The sequence below is a fragment of the Thalassoglobus sp. JC818 genome, from assembly GCF_040717535.1.
In the GTDB taxonomy this organism is placed as follows: Bacteria; Planctomycetota; Planctomycetia; order Planctomycetales; family Planctomycetaceae; genus Thalassoglobus.
In genome coordinates this window covers 789,579-811,553 of the sequence record NZ_JBFEFI010000003.1, presented here as the reverse complement: position 1 = coordinate 811,553, position 21,975 = coordinate 789,579, and the positions used below count along the sequence as shown (strand labels likewise).

Here is a 21,975-nt window from a genome sequence, read left to right as displayed (position 1 = left end):
CGAACATGCAAGCCACGAACTCAAACACATCGAAGCGGCGGTTTTCGCCCACAGCTTCAGCCGTCTCAATTCTCCTCTGCTTGGTCGGAGCTATCCTCGCGCTGAACTTGCGAGACGACGGCCAACTCAATGCGGAACCTCCAGCAACCCTAGTCGAGCGATACACAAGTCCCGCTGCCAAACAGGTGATTACTCCGCAACCCGCTTTTGAGGCCACTCAGCTCACTCAGGCAACACCTCCAGCAGCCCCGTCAGGTTTCTCGGCCCCGAACCTGCAATCCTACCCAGATTCGGGCAACAACGCCTCAGCGAGAAACATTCATCGCGAAATCGCCGAGTTCGATGAATCGCTGTGGGAAACCGAGCAGGCACTTCTGAGAGAGAAGATCACCCAACTCCGACAACGGCTTGCGGAGATTGAGAACAAGTTCCATGAGCGAGAACGACAGTTTCAGGCGACCCGTCGGAATCAAGACTCATCACTCAGTTCACCAGTTGGTCTACCACTTGGTCCACCTCACCTGAACAACCGCCAACCGAGTCCGTCACGTTCACAACAGAGCTCCAGCACTGACCCGTTTGCCCCCGCCCAACCAGTTCAACAGCAACCGGCGTTGCCTCGGACTGACCCTCAAGGACAAGCACCTGACCCCTTCGCGAACTCGCTTCGTTCGCAGCAAGAGTGGAAGAACAGCCCTTTCGACGCGTCGCAACAACAGCAGCCACCGTTTTGGAAATCTGAAGAGCCGACCGCGACTCCACACAAAACCCCATTTCTTGCGCAGGAAATCGAGCACGAAGAAACGATTGAGAATGGAGTTGAACATCAACAGCGGACCGATTTCGCAGACGAAAAATCACGTCAGCTTGCGATCGAAATTCTGGGGCTCGAAGTTCAACGTGCGCAACAACGTCTTGAATCAGCACGGGAAAGCGTTGAGGACACCAGGAATGGAATCTTCTATCATCTGAAGCGTCTCGGTGTGCCAGAATCCCTTCAAAGTGAGTCTCACGAACGGGTCCCCAGCGATTCGCGAATGGAGCTGCGAAAGAGCGAGGAACAGTTAATCGACGCGGAGATCGAACTGAAGCGGGCACTCCTTCAACAACAGCAGGCATTGGCTCAACGCAACAGAAATCAAGAAAACGTTGGAGGGGTCTTCACATTCACACCTCAACAACAATCCCCGCAGCACAGCGAGATTGACAGAGAGTTACTCGTTCTGGATGTCGAGCAAGCGAAATTTGAACTCGAAACCGCCGAGACTGAACTCGAACGTGTTTCAAAGCTCTTCAAAACTGGAGTCGGGACTCAGCAAGATCTCACAGAAGCCGCAAGTCGGAAGCACTCCGCTGAGATTGCACTTCGACGAGCGGAACTCCTTCTAAAACGATCTGATCTTCAACAAGGTTTGCCCGAGGTATTTGTACAACCAAAGCAAAACAGCGAAGATCAAGTTCCTACTCAAGAACCATTGGACGATGCGGCCCCAGAACCGGATGAATCTCCGTCTCTTGACCTCAGCCCATCGGAAGAGCCAGCACCGGAAGACACTGTTCCCGATCAGTATCAAGACACGACTTCCGACACAATTCAGCAGACCGAACTGAAATCCGTTCCGTCGAACGATCTTTTTCCAATCGAACTCTCGCTTTCACCGTAGCTCTGCAGGTTCGAAGGGTTTCGAACAGGGAATTGATGTACTTCGTCAACTCGCGCCAGTAATTGAAATTCGACTCGCAGAGTGATCAGACTCGCGCCTTCGTTTTGCGGCCTTTGACGAAGCTGTTGATCACCATGTTCCCCATGTCCTGAGCATTGCAGGTTGCGCAGATGCCTTTGGAAACGATCGCCATCTGTTCCACAAAGTTGACCAGGCCGTGGTAAAAATAGTCTTCGATCAACGCAAAGCTTGAAATCTGAATTCCGTCGCTTGCACATCGTTTGACTTCGTTCAATGTGTGGCGTGCTGTTTTCTCCGCTGGCGGATAGAGCAGCACGATTTCACGCCCCTCGATGTGGGCTGTCGGCTCACCATCTGTGATGCAAATGATTTGCTGATTCTGTGCTGGTTGGCGTTTGAGAATTCGTCGAGCAAACTGCAAACCTGCCTGAATGTTGGTGAAGTGTTCTGGAACGAATTGAGGCGGTTGATCGAGCGGGATTCGCATGCTGACGTAGGGATCGAAAATGCTCACCTGCTTCGGCGCGGAGTTGAGAAGATCCCGCTCGGTCATCGCAGTGGCATAGGTGTAGAAGCCGACAATTTGCAGGAAGTCGGACTGATACCGGGATCGAACCAGTCCTTGGAGGGCCATGGCCACACGCTTGGCAGCTGCATATTTTCCATATCGCATCATGCTGCCCGACATGTCGATGAGCACAACGGTCGCACATGATGTTTGGTACTCCGTATCGAAGATCTCAAGATCTTCTTCGTGAATCGAGACGGGCGACCCTCCTCCCTGACGGTAAATGGCGTTCTTCAACGTTTCGTGCATGTTCAGATTCGAAACTGGGTCACCGTACTCGTACGGTTTGGATTCCTCAGTTTTCATCTGACCGGGCCCACGAAACTCTGTTTCGTGCCGACCGAGTTTGTCTTTGTTCTGAATCTGAAAGAGAGCTTCGAGTGCCTTGTTCTCAACTCGTTTCAGGCCCTTCGGAGTGACTGAGAACGTGCCATCCCGATCTTTCGAGACGTATCCCTGCTTGATTAATGCCTCGACGACGTCGGGATTCTCATCTTCCCAGTCATTCAGGGATTCGAGAACGGCGTCTCCGTAGTCCATGAGGAACTCGGAGAATTTGTCAAAGAGCTGATCTGCCGACTGCGGAGAAAACTTCTTTGAACCGTCAAATTTTGAATACTCAAACGATGGCATGGTCGACACTCTGAACTTAAAGAATTCGCGTCAGCGCTGACGCTCTTTCAATCACTCTCTGAAGAATTCTTCGTTGAATCACCCGGTGGTTTAGAGGGGTTTTCCTTCGAAGCTTGTTTCCCTTGAGGACTCTTGTTGGCCCCCGCTTCTCCAGATGCCCCGTCAGATTTGCGACGTTTCTTCCGTCGTCGAGACCGCGATTTGGCGTTGGGTTGAGCGTTGCCATCGCGACTCTTTGAATCGGAAGACGAGGGTTTACGCGACCGTCTCTTTGACCGCTCCCCGGGAGCCTGCTCCTTCGCGACAGTCGACTCCGATGCCGGTTTAGGATGTGTTGACTCTTCCTTGTCTTCAATTGCACTCGGTTCGACTGCGCCGGCTTCCACTTGAGGTTCCGAATCAGCTTCCGTCACTTCAACCGAATCTTGACTGACTTCGTTGCGAGGAGATTCGCTGGCAGTTGCTTCTTCTGACTGCTCTGATGCATCCGCAGTAACGGCTTCGCTCGGCTGAGACTCGGTCGATGCAGCTGCCGCTGTCTGAGAATTCTCGATTGAGGGTCCGCTCCCAGGTTCTTCGGGAAAGTCGTCTTCTGTGACGTAGCAGTCGGACTCGCTCAGCTCAGGACGAACGAACCGCTTCGGCTCGACAAGTCGCATAAAGAAGTTCCCATCCTGGCAATGGCAGCGGACAGACGTGTGGCGGGCGTCGACTTTTCGTTCATACCCGCACTCCGGACACTTCCAGAGTCTCCGGACGTCGTATCGAATTCTCACAGATGGGCCACGCATACAGGTCCTTATGTTATCGCAAGATGGGAATTGCGGATGTCTGAGTGAAAGTTGAACCTCGCTCAGTTGGAATTCAGTTCATGATTGTACGCAATCCGCTACGATTCGGCGAACCGCGTTCAATGACGGATTCTCCAACAACTCCCGAACCGCCTGACTTCAAATGAATTTGAAATCCATCTCCCAGCTTCACGGAGAAGACTGAGGGATGAGAAAACGTTTGAAACCAGTCGCCAAAACGAAACGCCATGGGTTACCGAAATCTTAAAGACTGCGTCGTCGATCTCGAAAAACACGGACATCTGGTTCGTATCTCGACACCCATTGATCCGCATCTCGAAGCTGCCGAAATCCAGCGGCGTGTCTATCAGGCGGGCGGACCGGCACTGCTGTTTGAGAATGTCCAGGGATGTCAGTTTCCGATGCTCAGCAATCTGTACGGCACGATTGAGCGAACACGGTTTCTGTTTCGCGACACACTCGATCTCGTGAAACGTCTTGTCGAAATCAAGATCGACCCAGCCGTCGCGATGAAAAATCCACTGAGGTACGGGCGAGCTTTTCCCGTCGCGTGGGCGATGCAGCCCAAGTACGTTTCGAACGGTCCACTGGCGCAGAATCAGACATCTCTCGATCAACTTCCGCAACTCGTGAGTTGGCCCGACGATGGAGGACCGTTCGTCACACTGCCGGCGGTTTACTCGGAACATCCCGCTCATCCGGGGTGGCAGAAATCGAACTTGGGAATGTACCGAATCCAGATGGCTGGAAACGATTACACGCCAAATCGCGAAGTGGGTGTTCACTACCAGATACATCGAAGTATTGGCGTTCACCACTCCGCTGCAATTCGTCGCGGTGAACAATTAAAGGTGAACATTCTCATCGGCGGACCACCGGCTCTTCCATTGTCGGCGGTCATGCCACTTCCGGAAGGACTTTCTGAATTGACGTTTGCGGGAGCACTCGGCGGTCGTCGCGTTCGAATGATTCGCAGGAAAGATCATCTTCCACTGATTGCTGAGGCGGACTTTTGTATTTCGGGAACCATCGATCCGCAGCGACTGAAACAGGAAGGGCCGTTCGGAGACCACCTCGGCTATTACAGCTTGCGACATGACTTTCCAGTTTTGAAAGTCGAACGCGTCTACCATCGGACCGGGGCAATCTGGCCGTTCACGGTCGTCGGTCGACCGCCGCAAGAGGACACCTCATTCGGAGAAATTATTCACGAGATCACCGGCCCAGCAATTCCATCGGTCTTGCCCGGAGTGAAGCAAGTCCACGCGGTCGATGCTGCGGGTGTGCATCCATTGCTTCTGGCCATCGGAAGCGAACGGTATGTCCCTTACGCTGAAGAGCGAATCCCTCAAGAGATTTTGACTCAAGCGAATGCAATCCTTGGACAGGGACAACTTTCGCTGGCCAAATACCTGTTCATCGCTGCTGAGGAAGATGCGCCGGATCTGAACCTGCACGACATCGACAAGTTTTTCCATCACATGCTGGAGCGAGTTGATTGGCGTCGCGACTTGCATTTTCAGACAAAGACCACGATCGACACACTCGACTATTCCGGAGATGGTTTCAACGCCGGCTCGAAAGTCGTCGTCGCGGCGGCGGGAAAGCCTGTGCGGGAGCTTTCGCGAGAGATTCCGGAGTCGCTTCGACTCCCATTCGGATTTTCGACACCGAAGGTCGCGCTTCCCGGAGTTCTGGCAGTCCAAGCTCCAAGGTGCGAAAGAGCTGACGATCACGTTCTAAAAGCGTTTTGTGATCAGCTTTCGGCTGGCGACCCCATCAACCGATTTCCGCTGTGCGTCCTGGTCGACGATTCAGAATTCACTGCCCGGTCGCTCAACAATTTTCTGTGGACCGTATTCACTCGGTCGAACCCGGCAGCTGACATCGATGGCATTGAGAGCTTCATCGAGAATAAGCACTGGGGCTGTCGCGGGTCTCTGGTGATCGATGCCCGAATAAAGCCAAAGCACGCCCCGCCGCTGACTGAGGACCCTAAAGTTACAGCCAAAGTCGATGCTTTGGCTCAGCAGGGTGGACCACTGCACGGAATCCTCTAACGGTCCACCCGATTCAACGAAGAGATCAGGGCTTAGCGACCTCGCAACTGACTTCGGTCGTAATAGCTTCCGGTGTTGTTGAAGTGGTTTCCAGGATTGAAGAAGTGTGCCCGGTGACCAGTTGGCTTCAACTGATCGTCAGCCAGTTGTTCTTCTCGTTGTCGCAGGACGGTCACGTCTTTTTCCAAACCTTGGATCAGACCGTAATTGGTTCGGTTCGCCTGACGAAATTCTCGTTCCGGAAGAATTCTCTGGTAGTAACTCAATGCTGAGTTAAAGCGACCGTTTCCGAGAAAGAGAAACGGGCTGGTCGTTGGTGTCAGGTGTGGCCGCAACGGTGCAGGCGCAATTCTCGTTTGCGCAGCTGCAAATTTTCCGGACAACATCACGATTGCGATGACGAACAGATAGCTTGTTTTTCTCACCATGATGTCAGTCCCTTCATTGAATTGGACAACGATTGACAATGCTGCCAGTGAATTCTCAAGTGAGAACGGTTCATGACATTATTGCATGTGCGCGAGCCGATTTCTCACCTTAAAATCATTTTCGTGTCTTCTGAGAGCTCTACCGGAACGATTTCCCGTGACGATGTCTGCGTTCCATCAAGCATGACGCCGCTCTTCGATGATGCTCATGATTCGGAAATCGACTCAATCTTCCGATCTCAAAATCACGACTTTGAAAGTACTCGACGCGGTCTACTCAAACACAGGTCCCAATCGTGGCATTGTGCTCCGGATGGGAAACGCTGGAAGTTCGACAGTTGTGTGCAAGATGTGGAATTCGTTCGACGCGCGAGGTGTTCCCTCGATTGTGGCAAACCCTAATTCGTCGCCAGGAGCTGGCGCCGGTTTGGAGTATCCGGGACGATTCCCGTGACGGGCATGGACGACCGTCGGCCGATTGTCTTGGAGACGAACGAAGCCGACGCGTTCTATTGTCGTTCGTTGCACTGTCGTTGGCTGTTGCACACTCGCAACGAGATTCTCTTCAGGCTGTGGAGCTCTCGCCTTTCCCTGATAGGGCAACTCTTCGAGTTTTAGGACGATTGGCATCTCCGACTCTCGAAAGTCGACGACTGAAACCGCACTCGCCGAGGAGTCCGGAAATGTCGACTGCGGAACCTGCGACGGAAAATCCCGACGAGGCTGCGGGATCGCAGTCGTTTGTGGGTTTACGCCTGTCGCCTCTTGAGGCGGAGCTAATGTGTGACGTCCGGTCCGAAACAGCGGAACAGCCATTCCGGTCTCGGCAGGAGCTGCCTCAAAAGCAGGTGCTGGCGGTGCTCCCGTGGGGACTTCTGTCGGAACTTCCGGAGAGTCCAGTTGAACAGGAGGACTCGCTGGAATGGACGGATACTGTGGAACCGAATGTCCCCCCGATGGGACCGACTCGATCACTTGTCCTGGAGGACAGATCCGAGACCCTTCGTAAGGAGAGCGGCTCCACTGAGTCTCGAAGTATCCGTAGTTGCAGGTGTTGTCGGGAGTCACCACAGGGTTCAAGAACCACCGGTGCCAGGTATGCCACGCTTCCACTCTCGCTTTGCGTTTCGGCATCGATTTGTTGTGAATCCGATCGTAGTCGAAGAATCGACTGATAGGACCACTCTCCTCGTAATATTGCACTTCGGTGTCGCAGGCTTTGTCTTTAGAGAACCAGCCGAACAGATCGCCCGCCTGCAGGGGAAGAGTATTCCATCCCACAGCACCGAGCACAGAAGCAGTAATCACAACTTTTTGCAGTCGCATGATCGCGGACCTTCATTTCAGGAAAGCTTCAGCCGACAGTTTTTCGTTCAGGAAAGCACAGCAGGCGACGAAAGGAGTTTCGATGTTGTTCTCGCAGATCCGCATGAACAGTGACGGCAATTTGCTGAGTCAGACAGCTCTTGCGGGTCTGCGATGGAAACCCTCTTGCTCTAGAACCCGCCGCCTCCCTGGTTGCCAATCTGGTAGAACGAATCCCATGTTGAATCCCCGAGGAGAATCACACCGAAGACACGTTCCACTGGAGAGATGATCTTCGCGAATGTGTTGTCCAGCTTGATCAGGCGGTCGGCCTGAATGTAAATCCGGTCACCCGGCATCAGCTGGTAGTTGGTTGCGGTCACACCCTCGGCAGCAATTTCACGCCAGTTCACCGGGAGAATTTGTGCGACTCCCATCCCTGCAGGAGCTGGACGTGCGACCCAGATGTTCTTGGACGACACCTGAGAGAGTCCTTCAATCTGAGCAACCGCATCGAGAACTGTTTCGTTTCCGGTCGCAGGCAGTCGAATCACCTGCTCACCATAACCGCCACCGTCGGTGATCACGTAGTAGCTCTTGCTGTTGTACGCGAGAACATCCACGTTCACTTGCGGTTGATTCAGGTGCGGTTTCAGGAACGCTTCAACCACCATTCGAATTTCGTCGACAGTCATCCCGGAGACGTACACGCTTCCGTACGATCCCAGCGAGACAGTTCCGTCGGGACGAATCAGATGTTCCCCGCCGACAGGTTGTTTGGCGTTGATATCGATCAGTTGCAGGCTCACCTTCGGCTCTGCCAGATCGTTGGATGCAACAAGATGGTCTTTGATCAACTTCTTGGCGTCTTCTTTACTCAGACCGGCCACCTTGACGGTTCCGTAGAACGGTCCAAGGTCGACATTTCCTTCGAAGTCGATCAGGAAGTTCCCATTGATGTCTTTGAACGAGCGTTCAACATCAATGACAGCGCGAACTTCGTCGATCGAGTCCGTCTGGGTCAGGATCTCCCAGGGAAGACCGTAAGCGACCTGCAGGAAGACGGTATCGCCCGGCATTAACAAGCTGTCGGGGTGCCGAATGTTGTCGATCGCCTCGATGATCAAAACGTCCGGTGGAGCGACGCGGTATTCTGGCAGCGACATCATCTCCAATTCTCTTGGGATGCCCTGCGTTACGTAAGGTTGGCTCTTCACAGTGTGTGCACAACCCGAGAAGACCATACACGCCAATAGGAGAAGTCGAATCCCCAAGTGCATCTCAATCACCTCAATCCGTTACACGGCTGACAGACAACCCTCACAATGGGTGAAGGCGTCGGGCCTGATGGAAAGGACCTCACTCATGAGAGTCCTGACGTTGCTTGAGGAATCGGTACAACACGCTTCAGCGGTACAGTCCATTCAGATAGAACCCCGATCGTGATGTGATCTTTGTATTGGACGTGCGCGTTAATCCGGTTACGTCAACCAGGGTGCTTGCGAAGAATAGGAAAAGTTGTTTCTCGACGGGCAAAGAGTAACCGTACCCGATGGCTCATACTGCTTCGGTGACCAACTCATCACCTAAAATCTATGCAGTGTTACAGTTACGCATCGACAGCGATCCCCGCTGGACCGCGTGCAGTCCCATTTGCGTGGCCCCGGTTCTTTCGGACGAATCATCAGTTAACGAAGAATTCCTACAGTCATCACAATTTCTTTCCTCAAACCATCTTGACTACCCAGAGGAGACAGTCTTCCGCATTCGCAATCAATTCTCTAACCACTCAGACATACGAGGAAATTCATGCTTCCAAAACTGTCACTCAGCCGACCGACAACCACACGCCGTAAGAATCAATCAGTTCGTGAAACTGAAAGTCTCGAATCGCGAACACTTCTGTCTGCGGTCATGGTGACTTCCTCAGCAGATAGTGGTGATGGTTCGTTTCGCGACGCGATCGAGCAGGCCAACGCCGATTCATCGATCACCAAAATCAAGTTCAAGAATTCCGTCGATCTCGTGAATCTCGAGTCGACTGTCGAATTCACCGGGGCTCAGGATCTCAAGATCGATGGCAAGAACGTCACGCTTCAGACAGTCGGAGATGACATCGGACAGTTCAATCTGTTCGAGTCGACGGGGAATGCGAATCTCAGCCTGCAGAAGATGACACTCATCGGCGGACTCAACGGCATTTACGTTCCGATCTCGGCAGATGCGGAAGGAACTGTGTCGTTTGAAGGAAAGAACCTGACAGTATTGGATAGCGACCTGTTCGGATTGCACATCGCCGATCAGCTGAACGATTCCGATGCGAGCATTGAGCTGAAGCTCAACAAGAGTAACTTCTTTAACAACGGAATCGGTGACCTCGACTACGACGGTGTCCGGGTCGACGAGGGCGGGGAAGGGGACATTTACGCGGAGATCAAGAACTCCCGAATTGACGGAAACGGTGGTGATGGACTGGAACTCGACGAGCGAGGAGATGGAAGCGTCTACCTGACTGTCAAGAACTCCACTTTTGATGACAACGGGTTCTTCAACGAAGCTGATCTCGATGATGGTCTCGACATCGACGAAGCTGGGGATGGCGGAATTTATGCTTCGATCATGAAGACGAGCCTGAGCTACAACTACGACGAAGGTCTTGACCTGGATGAAGAAGGGGAAGGCGACGTCGAATTGATGCTTAAGAAAGTCGACGCAAGTTGGAACAACGACGAAGGCATCAAACTTGACGAAGAACAAGACGGAGACGTCTACGTCGACTTCAAAAACGTCCTCGCATTCGGAAACTACTACGAGGAAGGAATCGCCATCGAAGAAGCTGACTTCGGCGACTTCTTCGCAAAGGTCCGAAACGTTGACGCCAGCCAAAACGGAAAAGATGGCATCGACTTCACCGAAACCGGTGAGGGAGACTTCTTCGCAGACTTCAAGAAAGTTCAGGCATTCGACAATGCCGAGAACGGCGTCAAACTCGAAGAAGAAGATGAGGGAACCCTCAACGCTTCTGTGAAAAAGATCGTTTCAGAATTCAACGGCGAATACGGTTTGGCGGTCTATCAGGAAACAGTCGACTTCGACAGCTATGGCCTCCTCCTTCTTCGCCAAGCTTCGCTGTTTGACAATTACCTCGGCGACCTCGACACATGGGATGTTTACGTCGAATAGCATGTTTTGGCGAGACAGCACTTATCGCACTCGCCGTGAACGGCCAACACAATTCAGAAAGAGTCATTCTGTTCGTGCAGAATGGCTCTTTTTCGTTTCAATTGCTGGTGGTGCAAGTCCTCTTGCGGGCTGAGTTCGACGGGATACGATACGCTCAAACCAGAAGTCGATGACTTCTCGAGGTACAGACACTCATAATTTGACTTCTTTTTTCATGCGTTGTTTCGTCCAGTGAATCGAAAAACGCTCAAGTCGCAGACACTGCACGGATCGGGAGTTGCTTTGTTCGACCGCCTCGCCCATTGGAGAAAACAAGCCCGGCTGATTATCAGAAAGTCTGAATCGCTCCAGAATCGCACTTCTCAAGAACTGGCAACTCTGGCTCGTGAGATGAAGTGGAAGGCACGGTCGGGAGTGTCGCTTGCTCAGATCCTCCCGGATGCATTTGCGCTCACGATTGAAGCATCCCATCGCGCTCTCGGCAAACGCCACTACGAAGTTCAGGTGATGGGAGCCCAGGCGATTTTCGAAGGGCACATTGCCGAAATGCAAACCGGTGAAGGAAAAACGCTCACCGCGGTCCTGCCTGTCGCATTGCGTGCGTTTGTCGGGAAGGGAGTTCATGTTGTCACAGCAAACGACTATCTCGCCGCTCGTGACGCTGAGGAAATGGGGCGAGTCTACGAACAGCTGGGACTGACGACCGGTTGCGTCACACAAGAAAAGAGCGATTCTGAACGCCTCGAAATGTATGCTCGCGACATCACATACGGGACCGCCAGCGAGATGGGATTCGATTTTCTTCGAGATCGAATCAAAAAGGGTGCTGACTCCGGATTGATATCCAATCGAAAGATCTTCACCGAAGAGAGCGAATCTTCCATGCCGGTTCAGCGCGGCCACTACTTCGCGATGATCGACGAAGCGGACAGCATCTTGATTGACGAAGCAAGGACTCCATTGATCATCGGAGTTCAGGAGAAAAACAAAGACGCCGTCATCAGCCTTTATCGATGGTGCCGCACAGCGATCAAGCGTCTTGAAATCAACAGCGACTATCTATTCGATCAACAAAAACGAACTGTCTTCCTTACAGAATCCGGATGCCGCCACGTCACGCTCATGTCCAAACCCGTGCTGTTGGACACGATTGATACCGAGCAGATTTACCAGCACATCGAGAAAGCACTCACTGCGGAACTCGCCTTCGAGAAAGACCGCGACTACGTCATCGATGATGGAGAGATCGTCATTGTCGATGAAGGAACCGGTCGCAAGATGGATGGACGCAAGTGGCAGGAAGGTCTGCATCAAGCAGTCGAAGCGAAAGAGCGACTCGATCTGACAGAGTCGACCGGCGCAGCAGCTCGAATTACGATTCAGGCACTGTTTCGTCACTACGAACATCTGGCAGGCATGACAGGCACAGCGTTGCAGGCGCGAAGCGAATTCAAACGCGTTTATGATCTCAAGGTCTCTGTGATTCCAACGAACCGTCCGTGTATCCGGACCGGGAGCCCAACCCGAGTCTTTGTTGATCAAGCGTCAAAATTCAATGCCGTCCTGGCGGAAGTCAAAACGTACATCGTGGGTGGTCGTGCCGTCTTGATCGGAACTCCATCCGTCGAAGCGTCCCACGCACTTTCGGTCAAGATGAAAGAAGAGAACCTAACTCACACAGTTCTCAATGCGCTCTACCACGAACAGGAAGCGGAGATCGTCAAACAGGCAGGGCAGCGCGCCAGAATTACCATCGCGACGAATATGGCAGGCCGCGGAACGGACATCCTTCTCTCGGAAGAAGTTCGCAAAGCTGGCGGACTGCATGTGATCGCGACAGAAATGCACAGTTCCAAACGGATTGACCGCCAGTTGATTGGACGATCCGCCAGACAGGGCGATCCGGGAAGCTATCAGTTCTTTCTCTCACTCGACGACGAATTGTTGCGAGTTATGAAGCCATCGCAGCTGCAGTCTTTTCGACGCAGAGCGAATCCGAATTCCATCGGAGAGCTCTCCTCAAGCTGGGTTCGCCGGTTTGAATCTCTGCAAGAGAATCTGGAGAAGAGACATGTTCTGCTGAGGAAACAGCTGCTGAAGTTTGACAAAGATCAGAAGAAGAAGTTTCGGCAAATGGGACTCGACCCGTATCTTGAAGTCGCTGAAACTTAGCACTTCGAAATTCAAAGAAGGCGTCGCATCTTGAGCTCATTTAGGTCCGCGATAAACATCAGCGATCTACAGAGTTTTGAGGTAGTCGAGATACTGGCGATCGAGCGTCTCAAACGGAATCTCTAGTAGCTGCTCCATCGTTTTCGTATTGAGGCGAACTCGATCATCAGGGCTATAAATCTGCGACAGGTATTCCATGAACGCGTCGCGATAGATGCCTCCCTCGTAGTGCAGGAAGAAGTGGCACAACCCGGTCGCCTGGCTGTAATAAGCATGCAGGACATCGTTGTCCTCGGGGCGCATAAACTCGCGTTTGCCCATCACCATGAATCGTCGCATGGGGATGTAATACAGCTCTTCGAGAGCTTTCTTTCTCGCCCAGTAGATGCGGGGGTGTTCGGGATCACCGATCGAGAGTGCTTTTGCAGATTGTTCGAAGCCCGATGGGTCTGATGCACTTTCGGTCGTTTCAAAGGACTCCATGTAACAGGGGAAGCCTTCGATCACCCAGAAGTGATAGTGTTCGCCCACCTCGATCGTTTTAGAACTGCTTTCGCCTAGCAACTGATGGGTGACTTCGTGAAACATCGTTTCGATGTTGCTTTCCTTCGCTTCCGGATCGTCAACGTGGAAGAAGTAAGCTGTTCGTGTTCGTGGAAGATAGAACCCGTTCGCAATTTCGATTCGGCTTTCGATCGCCTTCAGTTCTCTGATGAACTCGTCTTTGTTTCGGAAGTACGCGATTCGATGCGGATCGCGCCGAACTCTTGATGGAGAAGCAGCCCCGTTGAAAAGTCGCTGCATCTGCTGAGGCGTGCTGAAGATCGCTGTGAAGTGTTCCATGAAGAACTGGTGGAACATTTCGAGGTTCCGCCCGAGTTCGACGCCCCGTTCCAGCGAGTGATTCGTTTGGATCAGAAAATTCTCGGTCTCGATCTCCCAGGCGTTCTTGAACTCGCTCCGCAGAATCTTCTCTCGCTCGGCGCTAATCCATTTGCCCTTAAAAAGTCGTTCACCGTTTTCGTAACGACTGACGTTCTCGCTCGCAATCCATCCAAACTGAGGGTGATCAACGAAGCCTTTCAACTTCATGCGACGGGCAAACGGAGTCGTCCAGCGGTCGTCATCCTGAACGTATCCGAGCAACTCTCTGGCATACCGATGATCGGGATCAAAGTACAAAACGTGTCGGATGAGTTGAAATGCCAAACTCGGATGCCGAGCTTCGATTGCTTCTCGGGCGAGTCGATACAACTGGATCGCATGATCCTTCTCGACTGCCTGAAGTTTGATTCGCCACTGCTTTTGAATCGGGTTAAGATCTCGCGGAAGCGGAGGGGCCATCTGCTCCGGAAGTTCTCGAATATCAAGAGCGGACCGCTGCGAGTATTGCGCTCGGTGGCGAATTCGTTCAGCGTCGGTCAAGTAGCTATTTTGCTCGCAGAATTGAGCGATCGATTCCATTTCCTCAGCGAATTCCGTGTGAATGGCTTCAAATCGCGTGAAGAGCCTCTGCAGCCGATCGTCTTTCGCGACTGCTTGAGCCCCGAGCAGATGAATCGCAATCAGCGAGAGGAGGAGTGCCAGGCAGCGGCCGTGGAGGATGGAACTTTTCATGGAGAAATCCTACGTCGATGACTCACTCTCGAAAAGATGAATGCTCCCGAAAGACTGGCTGCCCGCTTCGAAATTCTCGTACTGCGCAACTTCTGATCGTGACTCGAAGGCTTCTTTGAGAGAATGAGAGCCTTTGAGACAGGAGCTGATCCATGAATCCATTTGTTCAGAAGTGATCGAGCGCAACTGTAGAACCAATTACTCCCGACCCTGAACAGAAGCTGGTTGTGTTTCTGGGGCGGGGGCTGCAACTGGTCGAGCATAGCGGACCCGTTGCATCTGCTGGCTGCGGTATTGCTGAAGTGGTTCCACCAAACTCGAATCGAGAAACGCCTGACGATTCTCCCATTCGTTCGGACGAACACTTGCCTCGGCACGCAACTCTTCCATCATCTCGATTGCGGACTCGATCGCGTCGAGGCAACGTTCGGTGTCGACGAGTTCGTAATCCTGCTGGCTGGCATCAGTTGCTTGCCATCGGGTCTGCCACCGCATCCGAAGGACATCGAGGAGACCATTCAGATGATCCCACTGTTCCGTAGGAGTGAGTGTCTCGAGTTTGCCGTCGGTCACGAGAGCGATTGTGTCGCAGACATTTCGAACCGAGCGATCTCGCGGAGATGAGTAGTATATTGAGTGCAACAGGTAGTCGAATTTCTTTGTCTCAATTTCTTCACTCTGTACACGTTTCAGAAGCTGAATCGCTTCATGTCGAGCAAACGGAGAGACGAGTGGATCGAATGGCTGAGTGTGGCGGACGAGTGTGTCGACATCGTCTTCGGACAACTCGGTTTCTTTGGTCAACCGGCCCAATGTCACCAGATAGTCTTTGCGGTTTTGGTCTTCCGGATGCAACTGGTTCTTCAACCCGCCGTGAGCGACCTGCATGATTTTCGATCGAGGTCGATCTGAGAGTTTCTGCTTAATGGCTGCTCGGTATCCCCACACATTGTCAGGCTGTGTATCGACGACTTTTTGGGCCAAACGAATATCTTCCAGTCGCTGTGAGATTTCGGTCGCAATCGCGGGATCATCGATTCGTCCGCTAAAGAGCTCACCGTGCTGAGCGAGAAGCTGTCGAGACAAACTCATCTTGTCATTCCAACGAGCGATCTCCCAAGGCAAAGCAAACGAAGCCAGCGGCCAGTCGACATCATTCGAAGAACCTTCTGAAGAAGTCAGCTTGTCCAAAGCCTCTGCATCGAGAGTTCCTCGCGTCGCAGCAATCGCCCAGTCCCACGCCATGCCTGCCAGGACTCGCCGCGAATGCGAAGTCTGCAGGCGTTCCAGAACTTGTTCTGTGACGAGTGGCTGATCGGATTGTGCTCCGATCAACAGAAGCTCACCGGGAACAGTTTCTGTGACAAGCAAATTGGGAAAGACAGACTGAAAAGCTTTCAGCACGCTGGTGAGAGTGTCAGGTCCAATGTCGTAATACGAGAGTCGTTGGCAATAGAATCCATCATCAGCCAGATGACGACGAGCGTTCGAGAAGTAATCCCTCGTGAGCAGCCCGACCCCGCGTGTGTTTGCAATAATGCTGTTCGGGCAAACAATGACATCGTATTCGCGAGAGTGTTGAGTCCGAACTGCCTGCAGCAGATTTGATCTTAAGATTTCGTAGCGTTCTTTCGAAAAGTCTCCCGATTCAAATGCCTTCTCAAGCTGACCCTCGTGTGCGTCATCAGCCACGATCGTGACCGACATGAGAGGGAAGTATTCACACGTCTGAAGCGACGTTTGATGCATTCCGAGGATCAGAACATCTTCAGCCGCTGGATGCATGACCAAAGGAAACCAAACAGGACAAACTTCCGCAGCACTATGCGGACATCGTTCCGGTTCGAGTGAATAAAGCCCGGATGGGATTCCATTCGTGCGAGTGACAAGTTGTTCGCCGCGATGTTTCCACAAGCTGGTGCGTCCTCGAAGAGTTTCCCACTCTTCAGCCACACGTCCATCGTCGAGCCAGGCGAGTTGCTCGAAAGGAACTCCGCTGCGTGCTGCGAGGTAAGAACTTCCCGAGTAGAGAGTCTTTTCTGTGACAGCTGTATCGAGCCGCGAACTCAGAATCAGAGCACCAAGAGCAAGTACCAGAGTGAACGCAGCGCCCGCTGTTTGAACAGACCATCGCTTCCGAAGTGTTTCGAAACTGAAAGCTTTGCGAACGCCCATGATCGAGGCGACAGCCACTACGAGAAGAAGATTGGTCGAACTGGACAAGCCATTCGAAAACGCGAAAAACGCCCCCAACCATGCTGCCGACAGCAGCCACTGCTTGAACGTGGAATGCTTCGCGGATTCATCGTTAGAAATCGCACTCGAGAGAACCCATCCGATCGGAATCGAGAGCGCTACGAGCAACCCCGCTCTTGCCAGAAACAAGACGAACGGACTTGAGAGGTAAATTGTCGACTGAAACGCCGTCCAAACGATCCATGGATACCCCAGAACGACCAGACTCGCCCAAATCGCGAGTGTCATCCAGCGACCAACCTTCGGAATCGCGGGAAGAAGAGCTCCCATCAACAATCCAGAGACCAGGCTGAATTCTGTAATGAGATTCGGAACGATGATCTGCTGACTCAGGAAGTACGCGATCGAGATCGCACCCCCGCAGACAAAGCAAAGCAGCAACGATTCCCAACCGGAAACAACTTCAGTTGCAACGACGCTTTGATCCTCTTGAGTAGTTTGTTCTCGTTGTGGACGCCGAAGCAACAAAACTCCGGAGGCGAGGCAAATGATTGCAGCCCCCCAGACAGGAAGCGCCCAACCGCCGGGGAATCCGATCATCAACGGACCGACCACTCCGACACAGGCAATTCCGGAGAGAATTCCCCGGTTTGAAGACTGGTCATCAGAAAGAACCATTCCAACGCCAGCAACCGCAGGAAACACCAGGAATGCTGCGATGGAAATTAAGGCCAATGGCCCCCAGACCGGATGCGAGACCGTTTCGACAGCGACACTATTCATCGCGGCATCGATGCTGGAAGCAACCCACGGCTGCAGGAACACCCACGTTGCAATAATCCACAGTCCCAAACTTTGTCCCAAGCTGCTCTTACGATCAGTTTTGAAGACCGGAAGCTGTGCGAAAAACGCTGCGATGGGAAGAGCTGCGAAAATTCCGAGCGTCGTTTCCCACGTGGAGCCGTACCTGACCCACAATCGTCCGATGAGCAGAACGAATAAGATGCCAATGGCCCATCCCACGACAAATCGTGAGATCCATGGACTGATTTTTTGAATCGTCGCTTGTTTTTGCCAGCGAATCATCGGCATCCCTGCCATTAAAAATGAACTCATGGCCGCAATCAGTCACCGGATCAGTCCGGCAGAAATTGCGAAAAAACGTCAACAACCCGGAATCTATGGAATGGCGGGAAAATTGGGCAAGGTCATTCTGCGGTGCGAGACTCGTTTCCCATATGGGCAGATCGATTTCCGAGAAAACTCATGAACGTTGGCGTTCTGGTCGTCATCTAGATGACATTCTGAATCGCGGATCGATAATCTGAGCAGATTCTACTTCTCCAACGAAATGAATCTTCGATGAATGCCCCCTCGCCGCTTCCCGTCGCGACTCTCAAGCCACGCAAGGCACTTCCATTTTTCTGTCAACATCCCTGGGTTTACGACTCCGCGATCAAGCGAATTTCCGGTTCGGTGAACACCGGCGATGAAGTGATCGTCCGTGCGAACGACGGCCAGTTCATCGCGAGAGGGCTGATCAACCCAAACAGCAAGATCCGAATCCGCCTCTACAGTTGGGATGAATCCACACCTCTTGACGCATCGCTTTGGAAATCCCGCGTCCACCATGCACTTCAGCTTCGCGAGCACTTATTTGGCGATACCCCGACATCGAAAGCTTGCCGACTCATCTTCAGTGAATCGGATCGACTGTCTGGGTTGACCGTCGACCGATTCAATGATTGGCTGGTCGTGCAGTGGACGAGCGCAGCTCTTGAAAAACATCAGAAAGAAATCATCGATGCTCTCGTCGAGGAAGTTTCTCCGAAAGGAATCTGGCTCCGCACAGAGAAGGGGATCAAAACGCTTGAAGGACTCGATATCGATGACGGTCTCATCTGGGGAGAAGAACCTCCTCGTTCCATGACGATCGAAGAGAATGCACTTCAATTTCATGTCGATCTCATCGAAGGGCAGAAAACCGGATTCTATTTTGATCAACGGGAAAATCGACGCGTCATCCACGACCTGGCTGCGAAGGCTCATGTCCTAGACGTTTGCACATATACAGGAAGTTTCGCGTTAAACGCTGCTTCCAATCCGCAGTGCGAATCTGTGCTCGCGATCGATTCTTCTCCTTCAGCACTGGAATTGGCTCAGTCCAATGCCGATGCAAACGGCCTCGCCAGTAAAGTGACTTTTCAGCGATCGGATGCGTTCGACGGAATGTCTGAGCTGGTCGAACAAGGACGTAAGTTCGATCTCATCGTTCTCGATCCTCCCAAGCTTGCCCGCACTCGTGGCGGACTGAAGAGGGCAGTGAAAGCGTACATCCGTCTCAACAGCCTGGCGATTCAGCTCTTACAGCCTGGCGGGTTTCTCCTGACGTGCAGCTGTTCCGGACACGTTTCCCCGACAGATTTCTTCCAGATCATTGCCCAAGCGAGTCTTGAAGTTGGTAGACCGGTCCAGATACTGCAGGAACTCGGACAGGCTCCGGACCACCCGGTGATCGCAAGTTGCCCAGAAACGTCCTACCTGAAAGCGTTTCTTTGCCGAGTCATCGGTTAAGCGAATCGAAAAACGATCGCGAGCCCGGTAGAAAGTCTGCAGCCCTATTCTTGAAGTGTCCTCCCTTAACAACCAAAATAGTCAGGTGAGGACCATCAACCAATTGATCGAACGTCATTCCAGTCCGTGCTGAAGCTTGGAGTTGTCGGGATCAACTCGTTGGACCGGTAGACTCATCCCACTTTTGCGACTCATCAGGCTCGAAAGATCAGCGTGCGAGTCTTCGCCATGCGGAGTTGGCACGCAAAGGAATTTTGAAATGAAACCGACTTATCGCGCATTTAGCATCATTGGACTCTTCGCCGTTCTCGGCTCAACCTTGAACGCTGAAGTTCAAACTCGCCGAATCGCTTACGAAGAGAACGGAGCCCAGTTGGAAGGAGTTCTCGCATGGGACGATTCTTCCGACGCTGCTCGACCGGGCGTGCTTGTTGTCCACGAATGGTGGGGACTCAACGATTACGCTGAAAATCGTGCTCGCCAGCTGGCCGAACTCGGCTATATCGCGTTTGCTTTGGACATGTACGGAAAGGGACAAGTCACCCAGCACCCTCAACAGGCTGGGGAATGGTCCTCGCAGATCCGAGCGAATAGCGAAGCTTGGCGTTCTCGCGCGAATGCTGGCCTGGACATTCTGAAGGCTCAGCCCATGGTCGACCAATCGAAAATCGCTGCGATTGGATATTGCTTCGGTGGATCGACCGTCCTGCAACTCGCCTACGCCGACGCCCCTGTTCGAGGCGTTGTCAGCTTCCATGGCGCACTTGTTCCCCCTTCAGAGTCAGACACAATCGACGCTAGCGTTCTCGTCTGTCACGGAGCTTCGGATAGTTTTGTGCCTCCGGAATCTGTCCAGGGGTTCGAAGCTGCCATGCAGAAAGTGAACGCAGACTACCAGTTGATCTCCTACGGTGGCGCTCGACACGGATTTACCAATCCCAACGCCGGATCGTTCGGAATTGAGAACTTGAAGTACGATGCGCTGGCCGATTCACGGTCGTGGGATCAGATGCAGCTTTTTCTCGACGAAATCTTTCAGAGTAAGCAATAATGCAATATTCCGGAGGGGACAATTCTCCCCGGACTGATGCTGTGATGGCGAAGATGAGATTTCGCTCACAGTCATGTTCGGTCGGTTGAGAGAACCGCCATCCACCCGTTTGTAGGGATTGACCCGAGAATCAGCGGTTTTTCAGACCCTGATTCTCTCGCGATGCCTTCGAGTTGAACTCGATTGCAATTCACTTGCTGCATGTCACAATGCACGAACGATTTGCCCGCCAGCCTCGGAGAAGCAACATCTCCGGAAAGTATTGGAGTCAGACAAAGTGATTTTTGGATTCGGTAAGGGTGGACGAGATAAAGACGATGATGAGGATGACGACGATGATGACAATCTCGACTTCATCCTTTTTCGTGGTGCACTGAACGGCGTCACTCCGGATTTGTCGGCGAACGGTAGGCTCGTGCAAGCGGGTCTTATCCCAGCCAAGAAGATGATCTCGGAAGCTCTGGCACGCCGGGCAGAGATGATCCGGATCGAACCGAAACCAAAGTTCGCCGGGGTCACATTTTTCGTCGACGGAATTCCTTATCCAGCTGCGAAAATGCCTCCCAAAGCTGCCAACGCCATCGTTCAGATGGTGAAGTTGCTCGCTGGACTCGATATCAACGAGCGATCAAAGCCTCAGTCTGGCGGCATCAACGCAGAGTTTGAAGAAGTCCCACACGAAGTCCGGATCGACATCACTCCGTCGGCATCTGGCGAGATCATGACTCTGCGAGCCGAGAACATCAAAAATCGGCTGGAGACGCCTAAAGAACTCGGGTTCAGCGAAGAACTGCAATCGACGATTCGTGAATTGGGTGCGAAGAAGACCGGGCTGATGCTCGCGGTCGGTCCTCCAATGTCCGGCGTGACGACGACCACCGTCGCGACTCTGCGTGGAAACGACGCTTACTTGCTCGCGATTGGCTCGATCGCAGATCATCACGGACGCGATATCCCGCACGTTCAAACGTTCGAAATGGACGAAGGTGGCGACCTCGAATCATCCATTCGTCGAACTCAACGTGCTGACATCGACATTCTCTATGTCGACCCAATCCAGAATCAGAAGCAGGCCCGCACAATCCTTGAGATGTCCGAAAAACAGGCCATCATCACGGAGATGCCTGCCAAGGATGCCGCCGACGGCATCGCACGACTCAACACACTGGTCGAACAACCCAAACTCGTCGCTGAGCATCTGAAACTCATTGTGAGTCCGCGGCTAGTTCGATTGCTCTGCCCTAAGTGCCGTCAGGCTTATCGCCCGAATCCGAAACTCCTCGAGCGCGTCAAACTGCCTGCTGACACGAAAGTGCTTTACCGAGCTCCTCGTCCGGATGCAGAAGATGCAGATGAAGAAACCTGCGAAAACTGCGGCGGAATCGGATTTCGAGGTCGAATCGGTCTGATCGAAGCGATTGCGATCACGGATGATTTCAAGAAACTCATCCTCAAAGGCGCCTCGACCGCTGAGTTTCGTGAACTGGCCAGAAAACAATCTGTTCAGTCCTTCCAGTCGGACGGATTACGTCTCGTCAGCGAAGGCAAAACGTCACTCGAAGAGCTTCAACGAGCATTCCGCTCATAGTTGAGAGAGTAGTTGGTTTTAAGGTTTCGGGGAGTCTTACAGGCTCCCCTGATTTCGTGTTCACAGGCATTGAAGAAAACTGAAATTGCAGCACTCTGGAGGC

15 protein-coding genes are annotated in these 21,975 nt (G+C 52.7%); 7 read left to right on the top strand and 8 right to left on the bottom strand.

Going from position 1 to position 21,975, the window contains the following annotated elements:
• Nucleotides 1-5: 5 nt before the first annotated feature.
• Nucleotides 6-1,664, top strand: a complete 1,659-nt coding sequence (locus tag AB1L42_RS11015) for a hypothetical protein (RefSeq protein WP_367054729.1) — start codon at nt 6-8, stop codon at nt 1,662-1,664.
• 85 nt (nt 1,665-1,749) lie between these two features.
• On the opposite strand, the gene AB1L42_RS11010 is transcribed toward AB1L42_RS11015, so the two are convergent.
• The 3 genes from AB1L42_RS11010 to AB1L42_RS11000 form a co-directional block, all read right to left on the bottom strand.
• Nucleotides 1,750-2,886, bottom strand: a complete 1,137-nt coding sequence (locus AB1L42_RS11010) for a VWA domain-containing protein (RefSeq protein ID WP_367054726.1) — start codon at nt 2,884-2,886, stop codon at nt 1,750-1,752.
• Between the two features lie 47 nt (nt 2,887-2,933).
• Entirely contained in the window at nt 2,934-3,677 is a 744-nt protein-coding gene (locus tag AB1L42_RS11005) for a hypothetical protein (protein WP_367054723.1), read from the bottom strand.
• 73 nt (nt 3,678-3,750) lie between these two features.
• Nucleotides 3,751-3,927: a hypothetical protein gene (locus tag AB1L42_RS11000; RefSeq protein ID WP_367054720.1), complete on the bottom strand. Its 177-nt coding sequence runs from the start codon at nt 3,925-3,927 to the stop codon at nt 3,751-3,753.
• Between AB1L42_RS11000 and AB1L42_RS10995 the strand changes: the two genes are divergently transcribed.
• Nucleotides 3,926-5,758: a UbiD family decarboxylase gene (locus AB1L42_RS10995; RefSeq protein WP_367054717.1), complete on the top strand. Its 1,833-nt coding sequence runs from the start codon at nt 3,926-3,928 to the stop codon at nt 5,756-5,758. The two genes, AB1L42_RS11000 and AB1L42_RS10995, sit on opposite strands and share 2 nt — an antisense overlap.
• 32 nt (nt 5,759-5,790) lie before the next feature.
• Here the strand turns inward: AB1L42_RS10995 and AB1L42_RS10990 are convergent, their stop codons facing one another.
• From AB1L42_RS10990 to AB1L42_RS10980, 3 genes are all read right to left on the bottom strand, one after another.
• Nucleotides 5,791-6,186: a hypothetical protein gene (locus tag AB1L42_RS10990; RefSeq protein ID WP_367054714.1), complete on the bottom strand. Its 396-nt coding sequence runs from the start codon at nt 6,184-6,186 to the stop codon at nt 5,791-5,793.
• Between the two features lie 273 nt (nt 6,187-6,459).
• Entirely contained in the window at nt 6,460-7,512 is a 1,053-nt protein-coding gene (locus AB1L42_RS10985; RefSeq protein WP_367054711.1) for a hypothetical protein, read from the bottom strand.
• A 170-nt stretch (nt 7,513-7,682) separates the two neighbouring features.
• Nucleotides 7,683-8,660: a polysaccharide biosynthesis/export family protein gene (locus tag AB1L42_RS10980; protein WP_367054708.1), complete on the bottom strand. Its 978-nt coding sequence runs from the start codon at nt 8,658-8,660 to the stop codon at nt 7,683-7,685.
• A gap of 640 nt (nt 8,661-9,300) precedes the next feature.
• On the opposite strand from AB1L42_RS10980, the gene AB1L42_RS10975 reads away from it, so the two are divergent.
• Together AB1L42_RS10975 and AB1L42_RS10970 are read left to right on the top strand one after the other, a co-directional pair.
• On the top strand, nt 9,301-10,674 hold the full coding sequence (locus tag AB1L42_RS10975; protein ID WP_367054705.1) for a hypothetical protein: 1,374 nt from the start codon (nt 9,301-9,303) through the stop codon (nt 10,672-10,674).
• A 231-nt stretch (nt 10,675-10,905) separates the two neighbouring features.
• Nucleotides 10,906-12,846: a translocase gene (locus tag AB1L42_RS10970; protein WP_367054702.1), complete on the top strand. Its 1,941-nt coding sequence runs from the start codon at nt 10,906-10,908 to the stop codon at nt 12,844-12,846.
• Between the two features lie 66 nt (nt 12,847-12,912).
• On the opposite strand, the gene AB1L42_RS10965 is transcribed toward AB1L42_RS10970, so the two are convergent.
• Nucleotides 12,913-14,463, bottom strand: coding sequence for a hypothetical protein (locus tag AB1L42_RS10965; protein WP_367054699.1), 1,551 nt, complete (start codon nt 14,461-14,463; stop codon nt 12,913-12,915).
• A 198-nt stretch (nt 14,464-14,661) separates the two neighbouring features.
• Entirely contained in the window at nt 14,662-17,775 is a 3,114-nt protein-coding gene (locus tag AB1L42_RS10960) for a hypothetical protein (protein WP_367054696.1), read from the bottom strand.
• Nucleotides 17,776-18,021: 246 nt separating this feature from the next.
• Between AB1L42_RS10960 and AB1L42_RS10955 the strand changes: the two genes are divergently transcribed.
• From AB1L42_RS10955 to AB1L42_RS10945, 3 genes are all read left to right on the top strand, one after another.
• A complete protein-coding gene (locus AB1L42_RS10955) occupies nt 18,022-19,233 on the top strand; it encodes a class I SAM-dependent rRNA methyltransferase (RefSeq protein WP_367054693.1) in 1,212 nt (403 codons plus the stop codon).
• Between the two features lie 259 nt (nt 19,234-19,492).
• A complete protein-coding gene (locus AB1L42_RS10950; protein WP_367054690.1) occupies nt 19,493-20,284 on the top strand; it encodes a dienelactone hydrolase family protein in 792 nt (263 codons plus the stop codon).
• A 277-nt stretch (nt 20,285-20,561) separates the two neighbouring features.
• Nucleotides 20,562-21,872, top strand: a complete 1,311-nt coding sequence (locus AB1L42_RS10945) for an ATPase, T2SS/T4P/T4SS family (protein ID WP_367054687.1) — start codon at nt 20,562-20,564, stop codon at nt 21,870-21,872.
• Nucleotides 21,873-21,975: the final 103 nt, after the last annotated feature.